The 24,198-nt window shown below is 71.8% G+C and carries 23 protein-coding genes; 13 read left to right on the forward strand and 10 right to left on the reverse strand.

Annotated features, from left to right (window positions below; all coding sequences use genetic code 11):
• The first annotated feature begins 16 nt into the window (after positions 1-16).
• Positions 17-667 carry a spherulation-specific family 4 protein gene (locus AC3ETA_RS26165; RefSeq protein ID WP_432195346.1) on the forward strand — a complete coding sequence of 217 codons (651 nt, stop codon included), beginning with the start codon at positions 17-19 and terminating at the stop codon, positions 665-667.
• 16 nt (positions 668-683) lie between these two features.
• Here AC3ETA_RS26165 and AC3ETA_RS26170 read toward each other — a convergent pair whose 3' ends face one another.
• The gene (locus tag AC3ETA_RS26170) at positions 684-1,463 is read right to left on the reverse strand and encodes an adenosylcobinamide-GDP ribazoletransferase (protein ID WP_432195367.1); all 780 of its coding nucleotides are present in this window, start codon (positions 1,461-1,463) and stop codon (positions 684-686) included.
• Between the two features lie 73 nt (positions 1,464-1,536).
• Here AC3ETA_RS26170 and AC3ETA_RS26175 point away from each other — a divergent pair, with 73 nt between their 5' ends.
• Positions 1,537-2,301 (forward strand): hypothetical protein, encoded by a 765-nt coding sequence (locus tag AC3ETA_RS26175; protein ID WP_432195347.1) that lies wholly within the window; start codon positions 1,537-1,539, stop codon positions 2,299-2,301.
• 123 nt (positions 2,302-2,424) lie between these two features.
• Here AC3ETA_RS26175 and cobT read toward each other — a convergent pair whose 3' ends face one another.
• Positions 2,425-3,525: a nicotinate-nucleotide--dimethylbenzimidazole phosphoribosyltransferase gene (gene cobT / locus AC3ETA_RS26180; protein WP_432195348.1), complete on the reverse strand. Its 1,101-nt coding sequence runs from the start codon at positions 3,523-3,525 to the stop codon at positions 2,425-2,427.
• Between the two features lie 214 nt (positions 3,526-3,739).
• Between cobT and AC3ETA_RS26185 the strand changes: the two genes are divergently transcribed.
• Positions 3,740-4,546, forward strand: coding sequence for a class I SAM-dependent methyltransferase (locus AC3ETA_RS26185; RefSeq protein WP_432195349.1), 807 nt, complete (start codon positions 3,740-3,742; stop codon positions 4,544-4,546).
• A gap of 93 nt (positions 4,547-4,639) precedes the next feature.
• Here AC3ETA_RS26185 and AC3ETA_RS26190 read toward each other — a convergent pair whose 3' ends face one another.
• Complete coding sequence (locus AC3ETA_RS26190; protein WP_432195350.1) at positions 4,640-5,842, reverse strand: bifunctional adenosylcobinamide kinase/adenosylcobinamide-phosphate guanylyltransferase; 1,203 nt, start codon at positions 5,840-5,842, stop codon at positions 4,640-4,642.
• A 115-nt stretch (positions 5,843-5,957) separates the two neighbouring features.
• Between AC3ETA_RS26190 and AC3ETA_RS26195 the strand changes: the two genes are divergently transcribed.
• On the forward strand, positions 5,958-6,167 hold the full coding sequence (locus tag AC3ETA_RS26195; protein WP_432195351.1) for a hypothetical protein: 210 nt from the start codon (positions 5,958-5,960) through the stop codon (positions 6,165-6,167).
• Positions 6,168-6,204: 37 nt separating this feature from the next.
• Here the strand turns inward: AC3ETA_RS26195 and AC3ETA_RS26200 are convergent, their stop codons facing one another.
• From AC3ETA_RS26200 to AC3ETA_RS26210, 3 genes are all read right to left on the reverse strand, one after another.
• Complete coding sequence (locus tag AC3ETA_RS26200; protein ID WP_432195352.1) at positions 6,205-7,293, reverse strand: S1C family serine protease; 1,089 nt, start codon at positions 7,291-7,293, stop codon at positions 6,205-6,207.
• 56 nt (positions 7,294-7,349) lie between these two features.
• Positions 7,350-8,090: a class I SAM-dependent methyltransferase gene (locus AC3ETA_RS26205; protein WP_432195368.1), complete on the reverse strand. Its 741-nt coding sequence runs from the start codon at positions 8,088-8,090 to the stop codon at positions 7,350-7,352.
• Positions 8,091-8,170: 80 nt separating this feature from the next.
• The gene (locus tag AC3ETA_RS26210; protein ID WP_432195369.1) at positions 8,171-8,809 is read right to left on the reverse strand and encodes a DUF3043 domain-containing protein; all 639 of its coding nucleotides are present in this window, start codon (positions 8,807-8,809) and stop codon (positions 8,171-8,173) included.
• A gap of 301 nt (positions 8,810-9,110) precedes the next feature.
• Between AC3ETA_RS26210 and AC3ETA_RS26215 the strand changes: the two genes are divergently transcribed.
• From AC3ETA_RS26215 to AC3ETA_RS26240, 6 genes are all read left to right on the forward strand, one after another.
• Positions 9,111-9,878, forward strand: a complete 768-nt coding sequence (locus AC3ETA_RS26215) for a PspA/IM30 family protein (RefSeq protein WP_432195370.1) — start codon at positions 9,111-9,113, stop codon at positions 9,876-9,878.
• A 42-nt stretch (positions 9,879-9,920) separates the two neighbouring features.
• Positions 9,921-10,199 (forward strand): PspA-associated protein PspAA, encoded by a 279-nt coding sequence (gene pspAA, locus AC3ETA_RS26220; protein WP_432195371.1) that lies wholly within the window; start codon positions 9,921-9,923, stop codon positions 10,197-10,199.
• Positions 10,200-10,302: 103 nt separating this feature from the next.
• Positions 10,303-11,520, forward strand: a complete 1,218-nt coding sequence (locus AC3ETA_RS26225; protein ID WP_432195353.1) for a sensor histidine kinase — start codon at positions 10,303-10,305, stop codon at positions 11,518-11,520.
• 82 nt (positions 11,521-11,602) lie between these two features.
• Positions 11,603-12,286 carry a response regulator gene (locus AC3ETA_RS26230; RefSeq protein ID WP_432195354.1) on the forward strand — a complete coding sequence of 228 codons (684 nt, stop codon included), beginning with the start codon at positions 11,603-11,605 and terminating at the stop codon, positions 12,284-12,286.
• A 143-nt stretch (positions 12,287-12,429) separates the two neighbouring features.
• A complete protein-coding gene (locus AC3ETA_RS26235) occupies positions 12,430-15,576 on the forward strand; it encodes an efflux RND transporter permease subunit (protein WP_432195355.1) in 3,147 nt (1,048 codons plus the stop codon).
• A 157-nt stretch (positions 15,577-15,733) separates the two neighbouring features.
• Entirely contained in the window at positions 15,734-15,946 is a 213-nt protein-coding gene (locus AC3ETA_RS26240; RefSeq protein ID WP_432195356.1) for a hypothetical protein, read from the forward strand.
• Between the two features lie 16 nt (positions 15,947-15,962).
• On the opposite strand, the gene nadA is transcribed toward AC3ETA_RS26240, so the two are convergent.
• Positions 15,963-17,147 carry a quinolinate synthase NadA gene (gene nadA / locus AC3ETA_RS26245; RefSeq protein WP_432195357.1) on the reverse strand — a complete coding sequence of 395 codons (1,185 nt, stop codon included), beginning with the start codon at positions 17,145-17,147 and terminating at the stop codon, positions 15,963-15,965.
• A 329-nt stretch (positions 17,148-17,476) separates the two neighbouring features.
• On the opposite strand from nadA, the gene AC3ETA_RS26250 reads away from it, so the two are divergent.
• Positions 17,477-17,833 (forward strand): iron-sulfur cluster assembly accessory protein, encoded by a 357-nt coding sequence (locus AC3ETA_RS26250; RefSeq protein ID WP_030951236.1) that lies wholly within the window; start codon positions 17,477-17,479, stop codon positions 17,831-17,833.
• A gap of 93 nt (positions 17,834-17,926) precedes the next feature.
• Here AC3ETA_RS26250 and AC3ETA_RS26255 read toward each other — a convergent pair whose 3' ends face one another.
• Positions 17,927-19,846: a hypothetical protein gene (locus tag AC3ETA_RS26255; RefSeq protein WP_432195358.1), complete on the reverse strand. Its 1,920-nt coding sequence runs from the start codon at positions 19,844-19,846 to the stop codon at positions 17,927-17,929.
• 180 nt (positions 19,847-20,026) lie between these two features.
• Complete coding sequence (locus AC3ETA_RS26260) at positions 20,027-20,236, reverse strand: hypothetical protein (RefSeq protein WP_432195359.1); 210 nt, start codon at positions 20,234-20,236, stop codon at positions 20,027-20,029.
• A gap of 131 nt (positions 20,237-20,367) precedes the next feature.
• On the opposite strand from AC3ETA_RS26260, the gene AC3ETA_RS26265 reads away from it, so the two are divergent.
• A complete protein-coding gene (locus AC3ETA_RS26265; protein ID WP_432195360.1) occupies positions 20,368-21,342 on the forward strand; it encodes a carbohydrate kinase family protein in 975 nt (324 codons plus the stop codon).
• An 80-nt stretch (positions 21,343-21,422) separates the two neighbouring features.
• On the opposite strand, the gene AC3ETA_RS26270 is transcribed toward AC3ETA_RS26265, so the two are convergent.
• A complete protein-coding gene (locus AC3ETA_RS26270; RefSeq protein WP_432195361.1) occupies positions 21,423-22,802 on the reverse strand; it encodes a cysteine desulfurase/sulfurtransferase TusA family protein in 1,380 nt (459 codons plus the stop codon).
• Positions 22,803-23,089: 287 nt separating this feature from the next.
• On the opposite strand from AC3ETA_RS26270, the gene ctaC reads away from it, so the two are divergent.
• Positions 23,090-24,055, forward strand: coding sequence for an aa3-type cytochrome oxidase subunit II (gene ctaC / locus AC3ETA_RS26275; protein WP_432195362.1), 966 nt, complete (start codon positions 23,090-23,092; stop codon positions 24,053-24,055).
• Positions 24,056-24,198: the final 143 nt, after the last annotated feature.

Consider the following 24,198-nt stretch of genomic DNA (forward strand, 5'->3'; position numbering starts at 1 on the left):
GGGGAACCGCCCACTCATGAACGACCTGCTGATCCCCTACTACGAGCACCCGTCCGTCCGCCCCACCGAATGGGACGCCGTCGTCGCCGCCGCACCCCGGCTGCACGGCGTCGTCCTGAACCCGGCCAGCGGCCCCGGCACCGCGCCCGACCCGGCGTTCGCCGAGGTCGCGGCCCGGCTGACGAGCGCGGCCGTGCGGGTGCTCGGCTACGTCGACACCGACTACGGCCGCCGGCCGCACACCGAGGTGGTCCGCGACATCACCCGCCACCGCGACTGGTACCGCGCCGACGGCGTCTTCCTCGACCAAGTCGCGGCGAGCCGGGTCGAGTTCGCGTACTACCAGCGGCTCGCGACCGCCGCGTGGGGCGCCGGCTGCGGCACGCTCGCCCTGAACCACGGCACGGAACCGGACCCGTCCTACGCCAGGATCGCCGACCTCCTGGTCACCTACGAGGGCCCCTACGCGTCGTACACCCGGCTGGTCCGGCGGCACCGGCGGACCGTCACCGGAGCGCGGCTGTGCCACCTGGTCCACGGCGTCCCGGCCGGCGTCGACCTGACGGAGACCGCCCGGTCGTACGGCGCCTCGGTGCACTGCGCGGTGCCGGGCAGGGGCCCGCATCCCTGGGGCACACTGCCGCACACCGTGGCACCCCCACCGTGATCCGGCCCGACCTCGTTCAGCCCAGGCAGAGCACCACGAGCGCGGTCGTCGCCGCCGTCTCCGCGAGGCCGCCGAAGACGTCGCCGGTGACGCCGCCGAAGCGGCGCGTGCAGTGCCGCAGGAGGAGTTCGGCGGCGGCGAGCGCGGCAAGGACCGCGAGCGCCGTGCGGGCCAGGTCGTCCGGCCCGAGCACTGCTCCCGCCGCGGCGGCGCCCCCGGTGACGGCCAGGGCGACGGCCGCCGCACCCCGTACCGGCACGACCCCGGCCACCGCGGCCCCCAGCCCCTCCGGCCGGGCGGCCGGCACGCCGGTCCGGGCGGCGAGGGTGAGGGCGAGGCGCGCGGCGACGGCCGAGACGACGGTGGCGAGGGTCCCCCGGGCCCAGGAGCCGTCGTACAGCCGCGACAGCGCCGCCACCTGCGCGAGCAGCACGAACACGAGCGTGATCACGCCGAACGGCCCGATGTCCGACTGTTTCATGATCCGAAGGGCGTCCTCGGCGGGCTTGCCGCTGCCGAGCCCGTCGGCGGTGTCGGCGAGCCCGTCGAGATGCAGCCCCCGGGTGAGCGCGGCGGGGACGGCGGCGGCCGCGACGGCGGCGAGGAGGGAACCGGCGCCGAGGAACAGCAGCGCCAGCGCGAGCAGGGCGGCACCGCAGCCGAGGGCCACCCCCACCAGCGGGGCGCAGAGCATCCCGCCGCGTGCCGCCCCCCGGTCCCAGCGGCTCACCGTGACGGGGATCACGCTCAGGGTGCCGAAGGCGAAACGGAGACCGTGCAGGTGCGGCGGGGTCATGGACACGCCCGCAGGGTAGCCCGGACGTACTTCCCGGCGGGCAGCCCACCCCTGCCGGGAAGACACTGAGAACATGGGTGACTGGTGGCAGCGCAACATCATCGAGCCGGGCAAGCTCCCACTGCTGCTGGCCCTGACCGCGTTCGTGGTCACGTTCCTCGTCACCCGCCTCATCACCCGCATGATCCGCGCGGGCAAGGGCCCCTTCCGCAACATCAAGACCGGCTCCGTCCACATCCACCACGTCGTCCCCGGCATCGTCCTCACCGTCATCGGCGGTTTCTGCGCGGTCGCGGGCGGGCAGCGCGGCTTCGGCTCGGCGACGGCCGCCGTGATCTTCGGGATCGGCGCGGGCCTGGTCATGGACGAGTTCGCGCTGATCCTGCACCTCGACGACGTCTACTGGACCGAGGACGGCCGTAAGAGCGTCGAGGTGGTCGTGCTCACCGCCGCCCTGGTCGGACTGCTCCTCCTCGGCTTCGCGCCCTTCGGGGTCAACGACCTCAGCGACGAGGAGACGCAGAACCGCGGCACGGTGCTCAGCACGATCGCCGGGAACTTCCTGATCGCCTTGATCGCCCTGTTCAAGGGCAAGTTCAAGATGGCGCTCTTCGGGGTGATCATCCCCTTCGTGGCCCTGTTCGGCGCCGTCCGGCTGGCCCGGCCGACCTCCCCCTGGGCGAAGCGCTTCTACCGGCGCCGTCCGCGCGCCCGCGCCAAGGCACAGCTGCGTTCCTACCACCACGACAAGCGCTGGCTGGTCCCCAGCCGCAAGGTTCAGGACTGGATCGGCGGCGCCCCCGACGTGGAACCGGCGCGGGCCCTGGAACGCCGCTGACGCACCGCCGCGATCACCGCGCCGACCGTGACGCAGACCCGTAGCGAGGGTGTCCAAGGTCACAAGTTGTGATCATGTGCCCCCCTCGGTGCAGGGTCTCTCCGAGCCTGGCGCCGCAGCCGCCTATTCGGCTTCCGGTGCCCCGGAGTCCTCGGGCTTCGCCGGCTCCTCCGGCTCCTCCGGCTTCTCCGGCAGCTCCGCCGCCAGTGCCGCGGCCGCCCGGACCGTGGGCAGTGCGAGCAGGGCCCCGGTGCCCTCGCCGACCTTCACGCCCTGGTCGAGCACCGGCTCCAGGGCCATCCGGTCCAGCGCCTTGGCCTGCCCCGGCTCCCCGCTGTCGTGCGCGGCCAGCCACCAGTCCGGTGCCCGGAACGCGATCCGCTGGCCCACCAGCGCACAGGCGGCCACGACGACGCCGTCCAGGACCACGGGGAGCTTGCGCACCGCGCTCTGGAGCAGGAACCCGGTGATCGCGGCGAGGTCGGCCCCGCCCACCGTGGCGAGCAACTGGAGCTGATCCCCGAGCACCGGCCGGGCCCGCCGCAGCGCGTCCCGGATCGCCGCGCACTTGCGCATCCACACGAGGTCGTCGATGGCGAGGCCGCCCCGCCCGGTCACCACGGACGCGTCGGTCCCGCACAGCGCGGCCACCAGCACCCCCGCGGCCGTGGTCCCGCCGACGCTCACATCGCCGAGCACCACCAGATCCGTACCGGAGTCGGCCTCCTCGTCGGCCACGGCGATCCCGGCCCGGAAGGCCGCCTCGGCCTCCTCCAGGGTCAGCGCGTCCTCGATGTCGATACGGCCGCTGCCGCGCCGCACCCGATGCCGTACGACCGCCTCCGGCAGCGACTCCGGGTCGCAGTCCAACGACATGTCGACGACCCGCACCGGGACCCCGAGCCGCCGCGCGAGCACCGACACGGGCCGGCCGCCCGCCAGGATCTCCCGCACCAACTCCCCGGCGCCGCCCGCGGGCCGCGCCGACACGCCCAGCTCCGCGATGCCGTGGTCACCGGCGAACAGCACGACCCGCGGCTGTTCGATCGGCCGTACCGGCACCGCGGACTGCGCCGCCGACAGCCACTCGCCCAGTTCGTCGAGGCGGCCCAGCGCCCCGGGCGGCACGATCTGACGCTCACGGCGCGCCTCGGCGTCACGGCGCACCCCACCGTCGGGGCGCTCGATCAGGTCGGAGAAGTCGTCGAGATTAAGCGAGCTCATTCGCCGAACAGTACCGGCACCGGTCGAACAGAACGGCGCCACATGGCCACCGCGGGCTTCGCCACGTCACCCCCGTATCCACGCGACGTCGTTGCACCCTAGACCCTCATCCCATACGTTCCGTTTTGCAGTGGATTGTCGGGGCATGCTCGGACCGTCTCGCACCGCCTGTGCCGTACGCCCCTCTCGTACGCCCCCACGCCCGGGAGCCGCCATGACCGCGACCGCACCCCCCGAACGCCCCCGCGCCGACTGCGCGTTCACCCCCGCCGGGTGCCGGGAGCACACCTACGTCCCGCGCCACCTGGGACTCACCCGGCGCGGGCCGCGCCGCTTGCGCGCCGCGGCCCGCGTGGCGCTCGCCTTCCCCGAGCCGGAGAGCTGGCTGGATGTGGGCACCGGGTACGCCCGCTTCCCGGAGTCGGCGAAGGAGGTCTTCCCCTACACGGCGTTCGACGGCCTGGACCCGACCTACCGGGTCCTGCACGGGCGGGTGGCCGAGCGGGTGGAGGAGGCCCACGTCGGCAGCCTCACCGACCCGCGCGTCACGGCCCGGCTGCGCGGCCGCTACGACGTCGTCAGCATGTTCCGCCACCTGGAGCACGCCCCCGACCCCCGCGAGGAACTGCGCGCCGCGCTCACCGTGCTGCGCCCGGGCGGCCACCTCTTCCTCGAACTGCCCAACCCACGCTGCCTGTTCGCCGGCCTGCTCGGCAGACTCTGGGTCCCGCACAGCCCTCCGGGCCATCTGCACCTGCTGCCCATGGAGACCCTGTGCGAGGAACTCCGCGCCCTGGGCTGCACGATCATCGCGACGGGCCACCGCACCGCGCACATCCCCTACGACCTCGCGGCCGCGACCTCGCTGGTGCTGTCGTACCTGCTGCCGTCGCCGCTGTCGCCCCTGGGCTCCCCCCTGGTGGCCGCCGCCTGGGTCCTGGACCACCTCCTGGCCCCGCTCCTGCGAGCCACCCGCTACTCGAACGCCTACAGGGTCATCGCCCGCAAGGACCCCACCTGAACTTCGTCACGCCGCCGGCAGCAGCGCCCCAAAGGACTGCGCGACCAGCCACAACGTGCCCGCAGACGCGCGGTGTGCCGATCCGTCGCACTCTCATCCGCGAAGCATCACCGCCTGCCCCGCCACCACCAGAACAACCTGCTCGCACTCACCGGCGAACGCGGCGTTCAACCGCCCCAGCTCATCCCGGTACCGCCGCCCCGACGCGGTGGCCGGCACGATCCCCGACCCCACCTCGTTCGACACGGCGACCACGGTCCGCCGAGTGGCCCGCACCGCCTCCGTGAGCCCGCGCACGCGATCGCGCAACGCCCGCTCCCCGCCCTCCGCCCACACCGCGTCGTCCCACGCCCCGACGGAGTCCATCGCGTCCGTCAGCCACAGGGACAGACAGTCGATCAGCAACGGTGCTCCGTCCTCGGCGAGCAGCGGCACCAGGTCGCACGTCTCCGCCGTACGCCACGAACCCGGCCGCCGCTCCCGGTGCACGGCCACCCGCGCCGCCCACTCGTTGTCCCCGCCCCGGGTGCCGCCGGTCGCGACGTACAGCACGTCCGGGAAGGACTCCAGGCGCCGTTCCGCCTCGACGGACTTGCCCGACCGGGCACCGCCCACCACCAGGGTCCGCCGCGGCACGTCCGGCACGTCCTCGTACGCCCCCACTTCCAGCGTCGTCCCGTCCGGTACGGCCCGCGCGCCCGCCGCGGCCAGCCGGCGCCGCAACTCCGCGCCCGGCGCCGCGTCATGGTCCAGATGGACGGCGATGACGTCCGTCGTGGGCCCGGCCGCCCCCACCGCCCGCAGCTTGGCCAGGGCGTCCGGCCGCCCCACCACATCGGCGACGACCATGTCGTACATCCCGTCGGAGCCGTTCTCCAGCCCGGCCGGCGCACCCCCGGGCGGCAGATACAGCAGCCGCTGCCCGTCCGGCCCGGTCACCGCGTACCCGGTGCCCGGCGAGTCCATCGCCACCGCCCGCACCCGATGCCCCGTCAGCAGCGCCAACTCCCGCCCGTCCGGCACCCGCCCGGGCTGCGGCAGCCCGGCCGGCACCTCGACGGCCGGCCCGTCGTGCGGATGCGACAGCAGCACCTGCCGTACGTTGCCCAGCGAACGCCCGGCACGCGCCGCCGCGAACGCCGCGCCGGGCGTCAGATCGAGCAGCAGCGCCCCGTCCACGAGCAGCGCGGTGGCCGCCCGGGCGTCACCACCGAGCGCACTGGCACACGCAGCGCACGGACAGTCGGGGCGGGGGAGTCCCGCGGGGGCACCGGTGCCGAGGAGAGTCAGTTCCACGCACTGATTTTCGCCGCTCGCCGCTCGTCCCGCGTGATGGAGGCCCCCTGAGGAGCACACGCACACGAACCGCATACGCTGGTGCACTCAACGTGCTGACACCTTGGAGGCGTACATGGCGGCATGGACGTGGCGGTTCGAGAAGGCCGACGGGGCGGAGACCGAGCCCGCGGTGCAGCCCGAGGAGTTCACCACCCAGGGTGACGCGGAATCCTGGATCGGGGAGCACTGGAAGGCACTTCAGGAGGGCGGCGCGGACCAGGTGCGGCTGTTCGAGGACGCCACGGAGATCTACGGGCCGATGAGCCTGCACGCCGAGGCGTGACCGGACGGGGGGCGAGGGCCGTACCCCTTCGCCCCCGTCACTGTTCGCCCAGCGTCACATCGGCCTTCTTCTGATCGCCGTCGCGGGTGTACGCCACCGTCGTTTCGTCTCCCGGCTTCTCGTCGGCCAGTGCCTCGGACAGCGAGGTGATGGTGGTGATGTCCGTGTCCCCCAGCCGGGTGATGATGTCCCCGGGCTCCAGACCGGCCTCGTCGGCCGCCCCGCCCTCCTGCACCTCGACCACGGCCACGCCGGCCGCCCGGTAGTCGTCGTCGACGACGGTACGGCCGGTGATGCCGAGCGCGGCCCGGCCCGAGTCGGTGACCCGGCCGTCCTCGATGATCTGGCCGGCGATGTTGCGGACCGTCGACGCGGGGATCGCGAACCCGATGCCGGGCGCCGCGCTGTCCCCGACGTCGGGGTCCACGGCGGCCAGCGTCGGCACGCCGACGACCTCGCTGTCGAGGTTCACCAGGGCGCCGCCGCTGTTGCCGGGGTTGATGGCCGCCGACGTCTGCACCATGTTGGCGATCGTCGCGCCCGTGGCGCCGTCGTCGCCGCCCTCGGTGACGGTCCGTCCGGTCGCCGAGACAATGCCCTGCGTCACGCTGGACGACAGCCCGAGCGGCGAGCCCATCGCCAGCACGATCTGCCCCACCTCGACCTCCGAGGAGTCCCCGAACTCCGCCGCCTTCAGCCCGTCCGGCGGGTCCTGAAGCTTGATCACGGCGAGGTCCTGCTGCGGATAGGAGGACACCAGCTGCGCGGTGAGCTCCTTCTCGCTGCCGGCGGTCGTCACACGGAAGCTCTTCTCGTCGCCGACGACGTGCGCGTTGGTGACGATGTGCCCCTTGTCGTCGTAGACCACGCCCGACCCCAGGTCACGTCTGCCCTGGATCTGCACGACCGACGGCAGCACGTCCTTGATCACCTTCAGATAGCCGTCCTGGAGGTCGTCCACCGCCCTGAGCGTCCTCGGCAGGGCGGCCCGGGTCGTCGAGTCCCGCTCCCCGCGCGACGACGAGGAGAAGGGGGCGGACGAACAGGCTGACAGGAGGCCGAGGCAGCACAGGAGGGCGAGGACCGCGACGACCGGACGCCGGGTCCGCAAACGGCGAGGATCCATGCCCCGAGTCTCGCCGCGGGGCGGGCCAGGGGCGCGTGCTGCTCACCCGAACGGGGTCAGCCGCGGACCCCGCACAGATGCAGCAGCGCCGCCACGCTCCGATAGGGATCGGCCTTCCCGGCCCGCTCCTCGACCGCCAGCAGCGCCTCGACGTCCGCCGGGACCCCGGTGTCGTCCGTCGCCGTGCCGGTGAACACCCGCACGCCGTACCAGGCGTGCAGCGGCGCCCCGATCCCCGCGAGCGTCGCCGTCAGGTCCGACAGCCGGTCGGCCCGTACATCGGCCCCGGGCCGCACCGGGCTCCCGCCGTCGTCCGAGGTCACCCGCGGATGGGGCAGATGGGCGGTGGCGTCGAAGGCGGACAGCGCCGCGGACCAGTCCCCGGACAGCCCCGGCCGCATCGCGAGCGCGTCGCCGTTGCACACGAGCAGCGACAGCAGACCGCCCGGCGCGAGCATCCGGGCCAGCCCCGCCAGCATCGGGTCGGGCTCCTCGATGTGCATCAGCACGCCGTGGCACAGCACGACGTCGAAGCTGCCCGGCAGGAAGTGGACGCCGGTGTCCCGCCCGTCGCTCTGCACGAGCCGCACCCGCTCCCGGATCCCCTCCGGCTCACCGGCCAGCTCGGCACGGGCCGCTGAGATCAGCGCTGCGTCCTGCTCGACCCCGGTCACCTGGTGCCCGGCGCGGGCCAGCCGCAGCGCCTGGGTGCCCCCGCCCATCCCGACGTCGAGCACCCGCAGCCGCTGCCCGACCGGGAAACGTCCCGCTATCTGCTCGTCGAGCTGCCGGGCCACCAGCTCCTGGCGTACCACCTCACGCAGCCCCGGCCCACCGGTCCGGGCCTCGGCCGCACCCCCGGGGACAGCAGCAGCGCTCAGGGCCGCTCTCCGCGCTTGACCTGCGGCTTCGGCAGCCGGAGCCGGCGCATCTGGAGCGAGCGCATCAGCGCGTAGGCGACGGCGCCGCGCTTGTTGTCGTCGGGGAAGCGCTCCGCCAGCCGCTTCTTGATCCGGAAGCCGGTGACGATCGAGTCCAGCACGATCAGGACGATCACGATCAGCCACAGCAGCAGCGCGATGTTCTGCAACGCGGGCACCTGCACCAGGCTCAGCACCAGGATGACCACGGCCATCGGCAGGAAGAACTCCGCGATGTTGAAACGCGAGTCGATGAAGTCGCGCGCGAACTTGCGGACCGGACCCTTGTCACGGGCCGGCAGATACCGCTCGTCGCCCCCGGCCAGCGCCTGGCGCTGCTTCTCCAGGGCGGCGCGGCGCTCGTCACGCCCGCGCTTGGCGGCCTCCTTGCGCGTCATCGGCGTGTTGGCCACGCTGCGACGCTGCGACTGGGCCGCACTGCGCTTCGGCGTGGGGCGGCCCTTGGGGGCCTCGGGGTGACGGGTCTCATTGGAGTCGGTCACCAGCGCCTTGTCGGCGGCCTGGGCCTTCTCTTCCTTCGCACGGCTACGGAACACAAAACCCAAGGGTACGGGGTGCCCGGGGTTGGACCCCAGCCCCGTGGGGAACGATCCGGCAACACCAGTCGTCGTAAGGGGACAGAGGGGACGTCGCAGACGGTTCGTCCGGCGGCCACGGGGGAGGCAGGTGGGCGGCACCGGGTGGGCACCCGGGAGTCACCTACTCCTTACGCCGGAGCGGGATCGTACGCAGTCGTCCTTGGGGATGAGCGCATCCGTCCCCGAACAGTGCGTCAATGGATGCAGGGCCCGTACTGTGGGTTCTGTCGCAGAGCTGGAGCTGGACGTCAGAAGGGGGCGCGCGAAGCCCATGAGCGGTGTCATGAAGCGTATGGGGATGATCTTCCGCGCGAAGGCGAACAAGGCCCTTGATCGGGCCGAGGACCCGCGCGAGACCCTCGATTACTCGTACCAGAAACAGCTGGAGCTGCTCCAGAAGGTGCGCCGCGGCGTCGCCGACGTCGCCACGTCGCGCAAGCGCCTGGAGCTCCAGCTCAATCAGCTGCAGTCGCAGTCCTCCAAGCTGGAGGACCAGGGCCGCAAGGCGCTCGCGCTCGGCCGCGAGGACCTCGCCCGTGAGGCGCTGTCCCGCCGTGCCGCCCTCCAGCAGCAGGTGACCGACCTGGAGACCCAGCACGCGACCTTGCAGGGCGAGGAGGAGAAGCTCACCCTCGCGGCCCAGCGGCTCCAGGCCAAGGTCGACGCCTTCCGCACGAAGAAGGAGACGATCAAGGCCACGTACACCGCGGCCCAGGCCCAGACCCGGATCGGCGAGGCGTTCTCCGGCATCTCCGAGGAGATGGGCGACGTCGGTCTGGCGATCCAGCGGGCCGAGGACAAGACGGCTCAGCTCCAGGCCCGGGCCGGCGCCATCGACGAACTGCTCGCCTCCGGTGCCCTGGACGACCAGTCCGGCATGCACAAGGACGACATCCAGGCCGAGCTGGACCGGCTCTCCGGTGGTACGGATGTAGAGCTGGAACTGCAGCGCATGAAGGCGGAGCTGGCGGGAGGCCCGTCGGCCGGCCAGCAGGCCATCGAGGGCGGCTCGGGGCAGCAGTCCCAGCAGCAGCCGCAGGACACCCCGCGCTTCGACAAGCAGTAGCCGACGGCCGGGGCCCACGCCTAGGAGGGCGCGATGGGCGACATGATCGTCCGGATCATGGGTGAGGGGCAGGTGAAGCTGTCCGACAGCCACCTGCCCGAGCTCAACAAGCTCGACGACGAGCTCCTGGTGGAAATGGAGAACGGCGACGGTCCCGGCTTCCGCCGCACCCTCACCGCTCTCCTGTCCAAGGTCCGCGAGCTGGGCGCGCCTCTGCCCGACGAATCCCTCGAACCGTCGGACCTGATCCTGCCGTCCCCGGACGCGACCCTGGAGGATGTCCGGGAGCTGCTCAGCGACGACGGTCTCATCCCCGGGTGAGGCCGTTTTGCCCGGCCGGCGACGACGCCGGGCACCTGACGTGAGATACCTCCGGTCCGACCCCCGTTCCAAGCCCCGCGGGGACGCCGTACCGTAATTCGGCGTGAGCACCCTCGAACGCGCCAGGCGGCACCTCAAAGCGCACCCCATGGCGCTGGACACGGCGCTGGCGGTCGGCGTGCTGGCATGCATGGTGGCCGGCTCGTTCGTGGACCCGCACGGGAAGAACGGCGTCACCTGGGCCCTGCGCACCCCGGACGTGCTCAGCCTCCTGCTCATCACCCTCGGCTCCGCGGCCCTGGCCTTCCGCCGCCGCGCCCCCATGACGGTGCTCGCCCTGACCGGCGCCGTCTCCCTCGTGGAGTCCGTCACCGGTGACCCCCGCGCCCCGGTCGCCATGTCCGCGGTCATCGCCCTCTACACCGTCGCCTCGACCACCGACCGCAGCACCACCTGGCGCGTCGGCCTGCTCACCATCACCGTGCTGACCGGTGCGGCGATGCTCGCGGGCCCGCTGCCCTGGTACGCCCAGGAGAACCTCGCGATCTTCGCCTGGACCGGGATCGGCGCCACCGCGGGCGACGCGGTCCGCAGCCGCCGCGCCGTCGTCGCCGCCATCCGTGAGCGCGCCGAGCGGGCCGAGCGCACCCGCGAGGAGGAGGCCCGCCGCCGCGTCGCCGAGGAGCGGCTGCGCATCGCCCGGGACCTGCACGACGTCGTCGCCCACCACATCGCCCTGGTCAACGTGCAGGCCGGCGTCGCCGCCCACGTCATGGACCGGCGGCCCGACCAGGCCAAGGAGGCCCTCGCCCACGTACGCGAGGCGAGCCGCTCCGCGCTGAACGAGCTGCGTGCCACGGTCGGCCTGCTGCGGCAGTCCGGCGACCCCGAGGCGCCCACCGAACCCGCCCCCGGCCTCGACCGCCTCGACGAACTCGCGGGCACCTTCCGCAGCGCCGGCCTCCCGGTCGAGGTCGCCCGCGCCGACCAGGGCACCACCCTCCCGGCCGCCGTGGACCTGGCCGCCTACCGGGTCATCCAGGAGGCGCTCACCAATGTCCAGAAGCACGCGGGCACGGCCGCCAAGGCCGAGGTGAGCGTCGTGCGCGTCGGGCCGAACGTCGAGATCACCGTCCTCGACGACGGCGCCGGTGACGACGACACCGTCGAGGGCGGCGGCCACGGCCTGCTCGGCATGCGCGAACGCGTCACCGCCCTGCGCGGCACCCTCACCACCGGCCCGCGCTACGGCGGCGGCTTCCGCGTCCATGCGATCCTGCCGGTCAAGAGCCGTACCCGCGCCGCGGAGGACACCGTATGACGACGCCGCGGAACTCGGCAGCCCCCCGCGGCAGTTGTCGTATCACCAAGCCGTCCGCCCCGTGACCCGCTGAGGACTCCGCATGACCATCCGCGTCCTGCTCGCCGACGACCAGGCCCTGCTGCGCAGCGCCTTCCGGGTGCTGGTCGACTCCGAGCCCGACATGGAGGTCGTCGGTGAGGCGTCCGACGGCGCCCAGGCGGTGCGGCTCGCCAAGGAGCGGGGCGCCGACGTCGTCCTGATGGACATCCGGATGCCCGGCACCGACGGCCTGGCCGCCACCCGCATGATCAGCGCCGACCCGGCCCTCGCCCATGTCCGCGTCGTCATCCTCACCACCTTCGAGGTCGACGACTACGTCGTGCAGTCCCTGCGCGCGGGAGCCTCCGGCTTCCTGGGCAAGGGCTCCGAACCCGACGAACTCCTCAGCGCCATCCGCGTCGCGGCCGGCGGCGAGGCACTGCTCTCGCCGGCCGCCACCAAGGGCCTGATCGCCCGCTTCCTCGCCCAGGGCGACGGCGCGGACGACGACCGCGACCCGGCGCGCGCCGAGCGGCTCGACGCCCTCACCGGCCGCGAGCGCGAGGTCCTGGTCCAGGTCGCCGGCGGGCACTCCAACGACGAGATCGCCGAGCGCCTGGAGGTCAGCCCGCTGACCGTGAAGACGCACGTCAACCGGGCCATGTCCAAGCTCGGCGCCCGCGACCGGGCCCAGCTCGTGGTGATCGCGTACGAGTCGGGGCTGGTACGTCCAAGGGTGGAGTGAACTCGACCGCGCATACTGCGTCCGGAGTATGCGCCGTATAAGGAAATGGACCTGGGGCCTACGAAACGGGGCTTGCCGAGGGCTGAGGGTGTAGGGGCGGGAGCTGCCCGCTTCTGCCGCTCACGGAAGAGAGACCCTCACCCATGTCCTGGCTGTCCCGATTCAGCCTCGCCCAACGCGCCCTGACAGGCCTGATCTCGATCATCGCGATCGCCTTCGGCGCGATCGCGATACCCCAGCTCAAGCAGCAGCTCCTGCCCTCCATCGAACTGCCCATGGTGTCCGTCCTCGCGCCGTACCAGGGCGCGTCGCCGGACGTGGTCGAGAAGCAGGTCGTCGAGCCGATCGAGGACAGCCTCGAAGCCGTCGACGGCATCACCGGCGTCACCTCCACGGCCGGCGAGGGCAACGCCGTGATCATGGCGTCCTTCGACTACGGCCCCGGCACCCAGCAGCTCGTGGCCGACGTCCAGCAGGCCGTCAACCGGGCCCGCGTCCAGCTGCCCGACGGCGTGGACCCGCAGGTCATCGCCGGCTCCACGGACGACATCCCGACCGTCGTCCTCGCCGTCACCTCCGGCAAGGACCAGCAGGCCCTGGCGGACCAGCTCGACCGCACCCTGGTGCCGGAGCTGAAGGACATCGACGGCGTCGGCCAGGTCACCGTCGACGGTGTGCGTGACCTCCAGGTCACCGTCACGCCCGACGACGCCGAGCTGGCCAAGGCCGGCCTGACCCCGGCGGCCCTCTCCCAGGCCCTCCGGGCGGGCGGCGCCACCGTGCCGGCCGGTTCCTTCGACGAGGACGGCAGCAACCGCACCGTCCAGGTCGGCGGCGGCTTGACCTCGCTGCAGCAGATCGAGGACCTGATGGTGAGCGGCGAGTCCGGCTCCGGCAAGCCGGTCCGCCTCGGCTCCGTCGCCTCCGTGAAGCAGGAGCAGGCCCCGGCCGACTCCATCACCCGCACCGACGGCAAGCCGTCCCTCGCGGTCTCGGTCACCATGGACCGCGACGGCAGCGCGGTCGCCATCTCGGACGCCGTCGAGGACAAGCTCCCGGAGATCCGGCGGGACCTCGGCTCCGACGCCACGGTCACCGTGGTCAGCGACCAGGGCCCGGCCGTGAAGAAGTCCATCGACGGTCTGACGACGGAGGGCGCCCTCGGTCTGCTCTTCGCGGTGCTGATCATCCTGGTCTTCCTGGCGTCGATCCGCTCGACGCTGGTGACGGCGGTGAGCATCCCGCTGTCGGTCGTCCTCGCCCTGATCGTCCTGTGGACCAGGGACCTCTCCCTCAACATGCTGACGCTGGGCGCGCTCACCATCGCCATCGGCCGGGTCGTCGACGACTCGATCGTGGTCCTGGAGAACATCAAGCGCCACCTCGGCTACGGCGAGGAGCGCGAGGACGCCATCATCAAGGCCGTGCGCGAGGTGGCCGGCGCGGTGACCTCCTCGACGCTCACCACGGTGGCCGTGTTCCTGCCGATCGGCCTGGTCGGCGGCATGGTGGGCGAGCTGTTCGGCTCGTTCAGCCTGACCGTGACGGCCGCGCTCCTGGCGTCGCTGCTGGTCTCGCTGACGGTCGTCCCCGTCCTGTCGTACTGGTTCCTGCGCGCCCCGAAGGGCACCTCCAGGGACGCCGACGAGGCGCGCCGGATCGCCGAGGAGAAGGAGGCGAAGAGCAGGCTCCAGCGCATCTACGTCCCCGTCCTGCGGTTCGCGACGCGGCGCCGGCTGACCAGTGTGCTGCTGGCGATCGTCGTCCTCGTCGGCACGTTCGGCATGGCGCCGCTGCTGAAGACGAACTTCTTCGACCAGGGCGAGCAGGAAGTCCTCACCGTCAAGCAGGAGTTGAAGCCCGGCACCAGCCTGGCCGCGACCGACGAGCAGGCGAAGAAGGTCGAGCGGCTGCTCGCCGGCACCAAGGGCGTCAAGACCTACCAGGTCACCATCGGCTCGTCCGGCTTCATGGCGGCCTTCGGCGGCGGCACCGACACCAACCAGGCGTCGTACCAGGTGATGCTGGAGGACTCCGCGTCCTACGACGACGTCCAGGACCGCATCGAGGCCGGCCTGAAGAAGCTCGACGGCGTCGGCACCACCACGATCGCCGCCGGTGACGGCTTCGGCGCCCAGGACCTGAGCGTCGTCGTGAACGCGGCCGACGGGGACGTGCTGCGCAAGGCGTCCGAGCAGGTCCGCGAGGCGGTGGCCGGACTGGACGACGTCACCGACGTCACCAGCGACCTGGCGCAGAGCGTGCCGCGCGTCTCGGTGAAGGCCAACGACAAGGCCGCGGCGGCGGGCTTCGACGACCAGACCCTCGGCCTCGCCGTCGCCCAGGCGGTGCGCGGCAACACCGCCGCCCAGGCGACCCTGGACGACACCGAGCGCGACATCGTCATCAAGTCGGCGAAGCCGGCGACGACCCTGAAGCAGCTTCAGGGCCTGCGCCTCGGCCCGGTGAAGCTGGGTGACATCGCGGACGTGAAGCTGGTGGACGGCCCGGTCTCGATGACCCGGATCGACGGCCGGCGCGCGGCCACCATCACCGCCAAGCCGACCGGCGACAACACGGGCGCGGTCAGCGCGGACCTCCAGTCGAAGATCGATCAGCTGACGCTCCCGGCGGGCGCGACGGCCTCGATCGGCGGTGTCTCCGAGGACCAGGACGAGGCGTTCGCCAACCTGGGCCTGGCGATGCTGGCGGCCATCGCGATCGTCTTCATGCTGCTGGTCGCGACGTTCCGCTCGCTGGCCCAGCCGCTGATCCTGCTGGTGTCGATCCCGTTCGCGGCGACCGGCGCGATCGGCCTCCTGGTGGCGACCGGCACCCCGATGGGCGTCCCCGCGATGATCGGCATGCTGATGCTGATCGGCATCGTGGTGACGAACGCGATCGTGCTGATCGACCTCATCAACCAGTACCGGGGGCAGGGGTACGGCGTCGTCGAGGCCGTGATCGAGGGTGGCCGGCACCGGCTGCGCCCGATCCTCATGACGGCCCTGGCGACGATCTTCGCCCTGCTGCCCATGGCCCTGGGCGTCACCGGCGAGGGCGGCTTCATCGCCCAGCCGCTGGCCGTGGTCGTGATCGGCGGTCTGATCACCTCGACCCTGCTGACCCTCCTCCTCGTCCCGACGCTCTACGCGATGCTGGAACTGCGCAAGGAGCGCCGGGCGAAGAAGCGTGCGGCCAAGCGGGCGAAGAAGGCGGGGCTCGCCGAGCAGCCGGCGAAGGACGTCAAGGACGCCTCCTCGGACGAGACGGAGCCGGCGTCCGTGTGATCGGCTGACCCCGTGACCGAGTGACCCGCGGCGGCCGGGTCCCGAACCGCAAAGCACGGTTCGGGACCCGGCCGCCGTTGTTTGCACGTTAGAGACTCGGACGAGCCTGGAGCAGCCGAGCGACGTCACCCACGACCCGCGCGCCCGGGTGCTCTACATGTCCAGCGCCAGCGGCCGGGTCGCCGCCCTCGGCATCGAGAAGGGCACGCTGCTGTGGGAGACCCTGCCGCGTGCCCAGCGGGTGACCGACCAGGGCTGGTCGCTGTCCGAGGTGCTGCTCCACAAGGGCGCCCTGGTCGTCGTCACCCCGGACGGAGACGTCTTCACCCTCGACCCGGCTCACCCCGACCGGAAACCCGTGTCGGGGTGAGCATGTCGAGTGCGGGCTACGGCAGCGCCAGCATCCGCTCCAGCGCCAGCTTCGCGAACGCCTCGGTCTCCTTGTCGACCTCGATCCGGTTGACCAGGTTGCCCTCGGCCAGCGACTCCAGCGCCCAGACCAGGTGCGGCAGGTCGATGCGGTTCATGGTCGAGCAGAAGCAGACCGTCTTGTCGAGGAAGACGATCTCCTTGCCCTCGGGCGCGAAACGGTTCGCCAGCCGGCGGACCAGGTTCAGCTCCGTGCCGATGGCCCACTTGGAGCCGGCCGGGGCGGCCTCCAGGGCCTTGATGATGTACTCCGTCGAACCGACGTAGTCGGCCGCGGCCACGACCTCGTGCTTGCACTCGGGGTGGACCAGGACGTTCACGCCCGGGATGCGCTCGCGCACGTCGTTCACCGAGTCCAGGCTGAAGCGGCCGTGCACCGAGCAGTGGCCGCGCCACAGGATCATCTTCGCGGCGCGCAGTTCGTCGGCGGTCAGCCCGCCGTTCGGCTTGTGCGGGTTGTAGACGACGCAGTCCTGAAGGGACATGCCCATGTCCCGGACGGCCGTGTTGCGGCCGAGGTGCTGGTCCGGCAGGAAGAGCACCTTCTCGCCCTGCTCGAAGGCCCAGTCCAGCGCGCGCCTGGCGTTGGAGGAGGTGCAGATCGTGCCGCCGTGCTTGCCCGTGAACGCCTTGATGTCGGCGGACGAGTTCATGTACGACACCGGCACGACCTGCTCGGCTATGCCGGCCTCGGTCAGTGCGTCCCAGCACTCGGCGACCTGCTCGGCCGTCGCCATGTCGGCCATCGAGCAGCCGGCGGCGAGGTCGGGCAGGACGACCTTCTGGTCGTCGGAGGTCAGGATGTCCGCCGACTCCGCCATGAAGTGCACACCGCAGAACACGATGTACTCGGCCTCCGGGCGCGCGGCCGCGTCCCGGGCCAGCTTGAACGAGTCACCGGTCACGTCCGCGAACTGGATGACCTCGTCGCGCTGGTAGTGGTGGCCGAGCACGAAGACCTTGCTGCCGAGCTTCTCCTTGGCGGCGCGGGCACGCTCGACCAGGTCCGGGTCGGACGGCGAGGGCAGGTCGCCGGGGCACTCGACGCCGCGCTCGCTCCTCGGGTCGGCCTCGCGGCCGAGGAGCAGCAGGGCGAGGGGCGTCGGCTGTACGTCGAGCTCCTGGGTCTGGGCGGTGGTCACGACACGCACCCTTTCTGTTCTGCGGCTCGCCGGGACCGGAGGATCCGGACCCGGCGGGTCAAGCGGGACACCTTCACCGACTTCTCGTCGGATTGACGCTATCTATCATAACCGGTTCACGTCAGTTTGACGATGGCCATCGTGTCGATGTGACGTGAATCCCGGTGAGCGACCCGCGCATTCCCGAATGAGGCGTTTTCCGCTCCGCGCGCCGTGTGCGAGCATGAAGATGGACCGAAAGACAAAGCATCCGGCCCCGGAATGAATCCGCCGACCCGCCGGTTGCAATGGTCGGCAAGCAGTCTCCGTACAACCCGGGAGAGATGTAGATGTCCGTATCGGACGAGACCAGCACCGCCACCGACGGCATCATTCTGAGCGACGCCGCCGCGGCCAAGGTGAAGGCCCTGCTCGACCAGGAAGGCCGTGACGACCTCGCCCTGCGTGTGGCCGTCCAGCCCGGTGGCTGCTCGGGTCTGCGCTACCAGCTCTTCTTCGACGAGCGTTCCCTCGACGGCGACGTCGTCAAGGACTTCGGCGGCGTCAAGGTCGTCACCGACCGCATGAGCGCCCCGTACCTGGGCGGCGCGTCCATCGACTTCGTGGACACCATCGAGAAGCAGGGCTTCACGATCGACAACCCGAACGCGACGGGCTCCTGCGCCTGCGGCGACTCCTTCAGCTGAACCCAGCCGAAGGGCCGGCAGATCCAGGCCGGACACACGAAAAGGCGGCGACCCCCTCCGACGGGGCCGCCGCCTTTCCGTGTCCGAGAGCCCTTACCGGGCCCCGGACGTCTGCGGTACGTCCGGGAGCATCCCGGGCTTCTCCAGCGGAACCGCCCGGCCGTCCGTGCCCACGACCTTCCGGTCCCCGAGCGGCTCGTCCAGCTGCACGGTCCGGTGGAACACCTTGGCGATCAGGATGCAGACCTCGTCCGGCTGCGAGGTCTCGGTCACCCGGACCGTCACCTCGTCACCGCTCTCGCTCGCGGTCACCTCGTAGTCGGCGCACACACCGCCGGTGAAGGCGACCGTCAGCTTCGAGTCGTCGGCCGTGTAGGCGTCCACGCCCACGTTCCGGGTGACCGGGGACGCCGTCGAGTCGTCCTTCGGTCCGGTCGGCCGCGGGCTCGGCCGACCGGACGGCTCCTGCGACGGCGTGGCCGAGTCCAGGTACTCCGGGTCGATCGCCGGGTACGTCACCGTGAAGCTGTCCTGCGCGCCCTGCGTCCGCACCTCGAACAGCCACGACGGCACCAGCGCCTGCCGGGCGTCCACGTAGTGCGAGGCCAGCCCGAACACCGCCTTCTGCACGGTGATGGTGTCCTGCTCCGGAGCTGCACCCGTCGACCCGGACGCCGACAACGACGCCTCCGCACCGCAGGGCGCCTCCATACGGTCCTTCAGCGGTACGGGGCTGGCGCAGCCGCCGATGCCCATGCGGTGGTCGGCCTTCGGCGCCGCGTTCATCAGCCCGAGCGTCTTCTCCGCGCTCAGCACGGGGTACGTGTCCCCCTTCACCGGCGCCTTCAACTGGCCGCTTCCACCGACCACCTCGCCCTGGGCGTTCACGGTGATCCCGGTCGTCCAGCCGTACGTGGGCAGTCCGCCGACCACCGGATCGGCGTTCACCACCCGCCGGCCGCCCATCACCTGGCCCGCGTCGAGCTTCGCGTCGTCCTGGCCGACGGCCTTGAGGACCGGCGCGGCGGCCTTCTTCGCGGCGTCCTCGCTCACCGGATCGCCGTCCCGGTCGGCGGGGGCCTTGGCGCAGACGGTGGTGCTCCGGCAATTGTCCGTGCCGGGCGTGTACCGGTAGAAGGTCCAGGTCCCGGGCGCCTGCTTGTTCACCTGGAGGCTGGGCCCCGCCCCGTCCGACGCGCCGACCCGCCAGGTCTCGCCCCGCACCACCGGCGTCCCGTCCACCCCGAGTGCCTCGGCCAGCCGGGCCACCTCGGCCGCGGCGACCTCGCCGCCGGCCCGGTACACCGCCGCCGACCCGGGCCCGTCCGGCAGATCGCCGTCGGCCTTGTGGGTGGCGCCGTAGGGGTTCGGCTCCCCGGGCGCGATGCCCCCGGTGCCGCCCCCTGACTCGGTGTAGCCGTCGAGGTGCAGCGGCGGGGGAGTGTCGCCGCCGGGCGCCCCGGACGACGTACCGCCGTCCGAACCACCGGACGTGTTCGCGGCGAGATAGGCCCCACCGCCCCCGATCAGCAGGACGGCCGCGGCGACGGAGGCGATGATCGCGGGGGAGCGGCGACGGGCACCGCCGTGCGGGTCGTCCGGCCCGTGGGTGGGGGTGGCGTCGTGGGCCTCGGCGGCGGACGGGACCGGAGCGCCGGGCACGGCGGGACCGGCATCGGCAGAGGCACTCTCCGAGGCGTTCTCCTCGTCCGAGTCACTCGTCCGGCCCGGAGCGGGCTCCTGACCGGAAGCGGACTCCTCGCCCGAGGCACCCGCGTCGCGCGACGCCCCTTCGGCCTCGGCGGCAGCCCGGTCGGTCCCTTCGGCCCTGCCGGCCTGCTCGGTCCCGTCGGCCTGTTCTGACCCCTCGACCACGCCGTCAGCAGCTCCGCCCGCCGTCCCGCTCTCGTCGGCGAGCCCGTCGGCGCCGGCGGCGGTCTGCTCCGCCCGTGCCTCCTCCGCGTCCTTGCCGGAGGCGCCCGCGTCGTCGTTGTCGGGTCGCTCGGTGTTCACCGCATCGCTCCTTCGGCTGCGCACATGTCCCAGGACCCTGACCCGACCCTGCCAAAAGGCCGGTCCACCGGGTCGTATCCCGCATCCCCTTTACGGGGGACGCCGATGGGACGCAGCGGGGGAGCGCACGGTTCCCTGAAAAGCGCCGATCGGGCCGCCGGAGTTCGACCGGCCTCCCGGTCAGTCGCCGTAGTCGGACATCGCGTCCAGCAGTCGCGCCGACTTCGAGGGCACGGTCACCCCGTGGATGCGTGAGGGAGAGACCGGACGGGAAAGGGCACGGTCGGGAGCGGCCCAGTGCGGAGCCATCCGTGCGCAGTCACCCAGCAGTGACGCCAGGTCGACCTCCGGGTCGGCCGGAGCGGGGGCACGGACCTCGAATTTCGTCATAGCTGCACCGTATGCTCGCTCGAGCCCGCGAAGAAAGATCTACTATCAGGTAGTTTTGGCCGCTTCTGTGTCCCGGTCACGAACGGTAGCGTGGATTGTCAATTCCACCTCCCTGCAGGAGACCTCACGCCGTGCGCATCGCAGTCACCGGCTCCATCGCCACCGACCACCTCATGACCTTCCCCGGCCGCTTCGCCGACCAGTTCGTCGCGGACCAGCTGCACACGGTCTCGCTGTCCTTCCTGGTCGACAACCTGGACGTACGCCGGGGCGGCGTAGGCGCGAACATCGCCTTCGGCATGGGTCAGCTGGGCACGAAGCCGATCCTCGTCGGCGCCGCGGGCTCCGACTTCGACGAGTACCGGGCCTGGCTGGACCGGCACGGAGTCGACACCGGTTCGGTCCGTATCTCCGAGACCCTGCACACCGCCCGCTTCGTCTGCACCACCGACTCCGACCACAACCAGATCGGCTCCTTCTACACGGGCGCGATGAGCGAGGCCCGGCTGATCGAGCTGAAGACCGTCGCCGACCGCGTCGGCGGCCTCGACCTGGTCCTCATCGGCGCCGACGACCCGGAGGGCATGCTCCGTCACACGGAGGAGTGCCGCTCCCGCTCGATCCCCTTCGCCGCCGACTTCTCCCAGCAGATCGCCCGGATGAACGGCGACGAGATCCGGATACTGCTGGACGGGGCGACCTACCTCTTCTCCAACGAGTACGAGAAGGGGCTCATCGAGTCCAAGACCGGCTGGTCGGACGAGGAGATCCTGTCCAGGGTCGGCCACCGCGTCACCACCCTCGGCTCGCGCGGCGTACGCATCGAGCGGGCCGGCCACGACCCGATCGAGGTCGGCTGCGCCGAGGAGGAGCGCAAGGCCGACCCCACGGGCGTCGGCGACGCCTTCCGCGCCGGGTTCCTGTCCGGACTGGCGTGGGGCGTGTCCCTCGAGCGTGCGGCACAGGTCGGCTGCATGCTGGCCACCCTCGTCATCGAGACGGTGGGCACGCAGGAGTACCAGCTGCGCCGCGCCCACTTCATGGACCGGTTCACCAAGGCGTACGGGCACGACGCGGGCGAAGAGGTCCGCACCCACCTGAGCTGAGGTCCGCCTCGGCGGGTGCGTCGTCGGCCACGGGCGCGTGGGGGGCTGTTCGCGCGGCTCCCCGCGCCCCTCAGGAGCGTTCAGCTCACCCGGCGCACGACATATGCGCTCCCGCGCTCCGCCGGCTCCTCGCCGACGTACTCCTGTCCCCGCATCTCGCACCACGCCGGGATGTCCAGGCGGGCCGCCTCGTCGTCCGACAGGACCCGGACCAGGCCGCCCACCGGCACGTCCCCGATGACCTTGGCGAGTTCGATGACGGGGATCGGGCACCGCTTGCCGAGGGAGTCCACGACCAGGACGTCCTCGTCCCGTGCGACCTTCCGCGCCGTCGGCGCCCCCAGCTTCTCCCGCACCCCGGCGACCGCCGACGGCAGCACCTGGAGGAACCGCTCGACGTCCTCCTCCGGCGTCCCGAACGGCAGGGACACGCGTACGTTCCCCTCGCTCAGCACCCCCATCGCCTTCAGCACATGGCTGGGTGTCAGCGTGCTGCTGGTGCAGGACGAACCCGAGGAGACCGAGAAGCCGGCCCGGTCCAGCTCGTGCAGCAATGCCTCCCCGTCGACGTAGAGACAGGAGAAGGTGACGATCCCGGGCAACCGGCGCTCCGGGTCGCCGACCACCTCCACGTCCGGCACCAGCCGCGGCACCCGGGCCCGGATCCGCTCCGTCAGCTCCCGCAGCCGTACCGCCTCTTGGGCCGCCTCCGCACGCACGGCCCGCAGCGAGGCCGCCGCGGCGACGATCGCCGGGATGTTCTCGAACCCGGCCGCCCGCCCCGACTCCCGCTCGTCCGCGGGCCCTTGCGCGGCGAACCGCACCCCCTTGCGCACGACGAGCAGCCCGACCCCCGACGGACCACCCCACTTGTGGGCACTCCCGGTCAACACCGACCAGTCGCCCTCGGCACGCCCCCACCCGAGCGACTGCGCCGCGTCCACCAGCAACGGCACCCCGGCCTCCCGGCACGCGGCGGCCACCTCGGCCACCGGCTGCTCGGTGCCCACCTCGTGGTTGGCCGACTGAAGACACGCGAGCGCGGTGTCCGGACGCAGGGCCTGCGCGTACGCCCCCGCGTCCACCGCCCCGCCCCGGCCCACCGCCACCTGAGTGACCGAACCCCCGCCGGCCTCGTGCGCGTCAGCCGCATGGAGCACAGAGGAGTGTTCGACGGCGGACACGATCAGGTGGCTTCCGATCCGCCGCCGGCCCGTCAACACACCCGCGACACCCGAGTGCACGGCCCGGGTCCCCGAAGAGGTGAACACCAACTCGTCGGCCCGGCACCCCACGGCCTGCGCCGCCGTCTCCCGAGCGGCGTCCAGGAGCATGCGCGCCCGTCGCCCCTCCCTGTAGAGACGGGCCGGATCGGCCCATCCCTCATCAAGGGAGGCCAGGAGCGCCTGCCGGGCGACGGGATGAAGAGGAGCACTGGAAGCAGCGTCGAAGTAGCCCACACGGCAACGCTAGACGTCCGGTCACCGGGGCGCCCCAACGGGGCGCGGGGCGGTGGTGTCAGCGGCTCCGCCGCGGGGCGCGACAAGACACGACGGGCCTTCAGCCGCCAATCAAGCGAACCCCCCACTCCAGTAGGCCCCCCTCCTCGCGACCCCCCGGAGGGCGTCGGCTAGGGTTTGGTCCGCATAAACATCCAAACCCCTGCCCGACGCAGGGCGGCGACCGACCAGCGAGAAGGCCAGGCCGCAGCCGATCCGCGCGGGCGAGACTCTCGGGAAGGCGCTACGTGAGTCCCAACGGCTCCGACCGCTCGCCGCGGCGCCCGATGCGGCGGAAGCTGCTGCAAGGCATGACCGCGGGCCTGGTCCTGGCGACAGCCACCGGTTGCTCGTACAACTGGGAAGACTTCCCCCGCCTTGGTATGCCCACCCCGACCACGGAAGAGGCTCCGCGGATCCTCTCCCTGTGGCAGGGTTCCTGGGCGGCTGCGCTCGCCGTCGGCGTGCTGGTGTGGGGTCTGATCCTGTGGAGCGCCATGTTCCACCGGCGCAGCCGCACCAAGGTCGAGGTACCTCCGCAGACCCGGTACAACATGCCCATCGAGGCGCTGTACACGGTGGTCCCGCTCATCATCGTCTCGGTCCTGTTCTACTTCACGGCCCGCGACGAGACGAAGCTGCTCAGCCTCAAGGACAAGCCCGACGTCACCGTCAACGTCGTCGGCTTCCAGTGGAGCTGGTGCTTCAACATGATCGCCGACGTGGAGGGCTCCACCGGCGACGCCAAGACCTCCAAGGAACTGGCCGCGGTCCCGGACCGGTTCAAGGAGGACTTCCCGGCGAACGCCGGCGGTGTGTACGACTGCGGCACGCCCGGCACGCGCAACCCTCAGACGGGCAACCCGGGTCCCACCCTGTGGCTGCCGGAGGGCAAGACGGTCCGCTTCGTCCTGACCTCGCGTGACGTCATCCACTCCTTCTGGGTGGTGCCGTTCCTCATGAAGCAGGACGTCATCCCGGGCCACACCAACGCCTTCGAGGTGACCCCCAACAAGCAGGGCACCTTCCTGGGCAAGTGCGCCGAGCTGTGCGGCGTCGACCACTCCCGGATGCTGTTCAACGTGAAGGTCGTCTCCCCCGAGCGCTACGAGCAGCACCTCAAGGACCTCGCCAAGAAGGGGCAGACCGGTTACGTTCCCGCCGGCATCGCGCAGACGAGCCACGAGAAGAACCGGGAGACGAACAACCTGTGAGCATCCTCAACGAACCCCAGGGTGCCGCGGCAGCTGAGGACTCGTACGAGAACGAGCTGCCGGTCCGGCGCAGGCAACCCGGCAACGTCGTGGTCAAGTGGCTCACCACCACCGACCACAAGACGATCGGAACGCTGTACCTC

The sequence above is a fragment of the Streptomyces sp. bgisy027 genome, assembly GCF_057710365.1.

Bases quoted from the DNA above. Each gene is read 5' to 3' on its own strand.
- AC3ETA_RS26165 (WP_432195346.1), top strand. From the start codon at position 17: ATGAACGACCTGCTGATCCCCTACTACGAGCACCCGTCCGTCCGCCCC.
- AC3ETA_RS26170 (WP_432195367.1), bottom strand. From the start codon at position 1,463: ATGACCCCGCCGCACCTGCACGGTCTCCGTTTCGCCTTCGGCACCCTG.
- AC3ETA_RS26175 (WP_432195347.1), top strand. From the start codon at position 1,537: ATGGGTGACTGGTGGCAGCGCAACATCATCGAGCCGGGCAAGCTCCCA.
- cobT (WP_432195348.1), bottom strand. From the start codon at position 3,525: ATGAGCTCGCTTAATCTCGACGACTTCTCCGACCTGATCGAGCGCCCC.
- AC3ETA_RS26185 (WP_432195349.1), top strand. From the start codon at position 3,740: ATGACCGCGACCGCACCCCCCGAACGCCCCCGCGCCGACTGCGCGTTC.
- AC3ETA_RS26195 (WP_432195351.1), top strand. From the start codon at position 5,958: ATGGCGGCATGGACGTGGCGGTTCGAGAAGGCCGACGGGGCGGAGACC.
- AC3ETA_RS26200 (WP_432195352.1), bottom strand. From the start codon at position 7,293: ATGGATCCTCGCCGTTTGCGGACCCGGCGTCCGGTCGTCGCGGTCCTC.
- AC3ETA_RS26215 (WP_432195370.1), top strand. From the start codon at position 9,111: ATGATCTTCCGCGCGAAGGCGAACAAGGCCCTTGATCGGGCCGAGGAC.
- pspAA (WP_432195371.1), top strand. From the start codon at position 9,921: ATGATCGTCCGGATCATGGGTGAGGGGCAGGTGAAGCTGTCCGACAGC.
- AC3ETA_RS26230 (WP_432195354.1), top strand. From the start codon at position 11,603: ATGACCATCCGCGTCCTGCTCGCCGACGACCAGGCCCTGCTGCGCAGC.
- AC3ETA_RS26235 (WP_432195355.1), top strand. From the start codon at position 12,430: ATGTCCTGGCTGTCCCGATTCAGCCTCGCCCAACGCGCCCTGACAGGC.
- AC3ETA_RS26240 (WP_432195356.1), top strand. From the start codon at position 15,734: ATGTCCAGCGCCAGCGGCCGGGTCGCCGCCCTCGGCATCGAGAAGGGC.
- AC3ETA_RS26250 (WP_030951236.1), top strand. From the start codon at position 17,477: ATGTCCGTATCGGACGAGACCAGCACCGCCACCGACGGCATCATTCTG.
- AC3ETA_RS26260 (WP_432195359.1), bottom strand. From the start codon at position 20,236: ATGACGAAATTCGAGGTCCGTGCCCCCGCTCCGGCCGACCCGGAGGTC.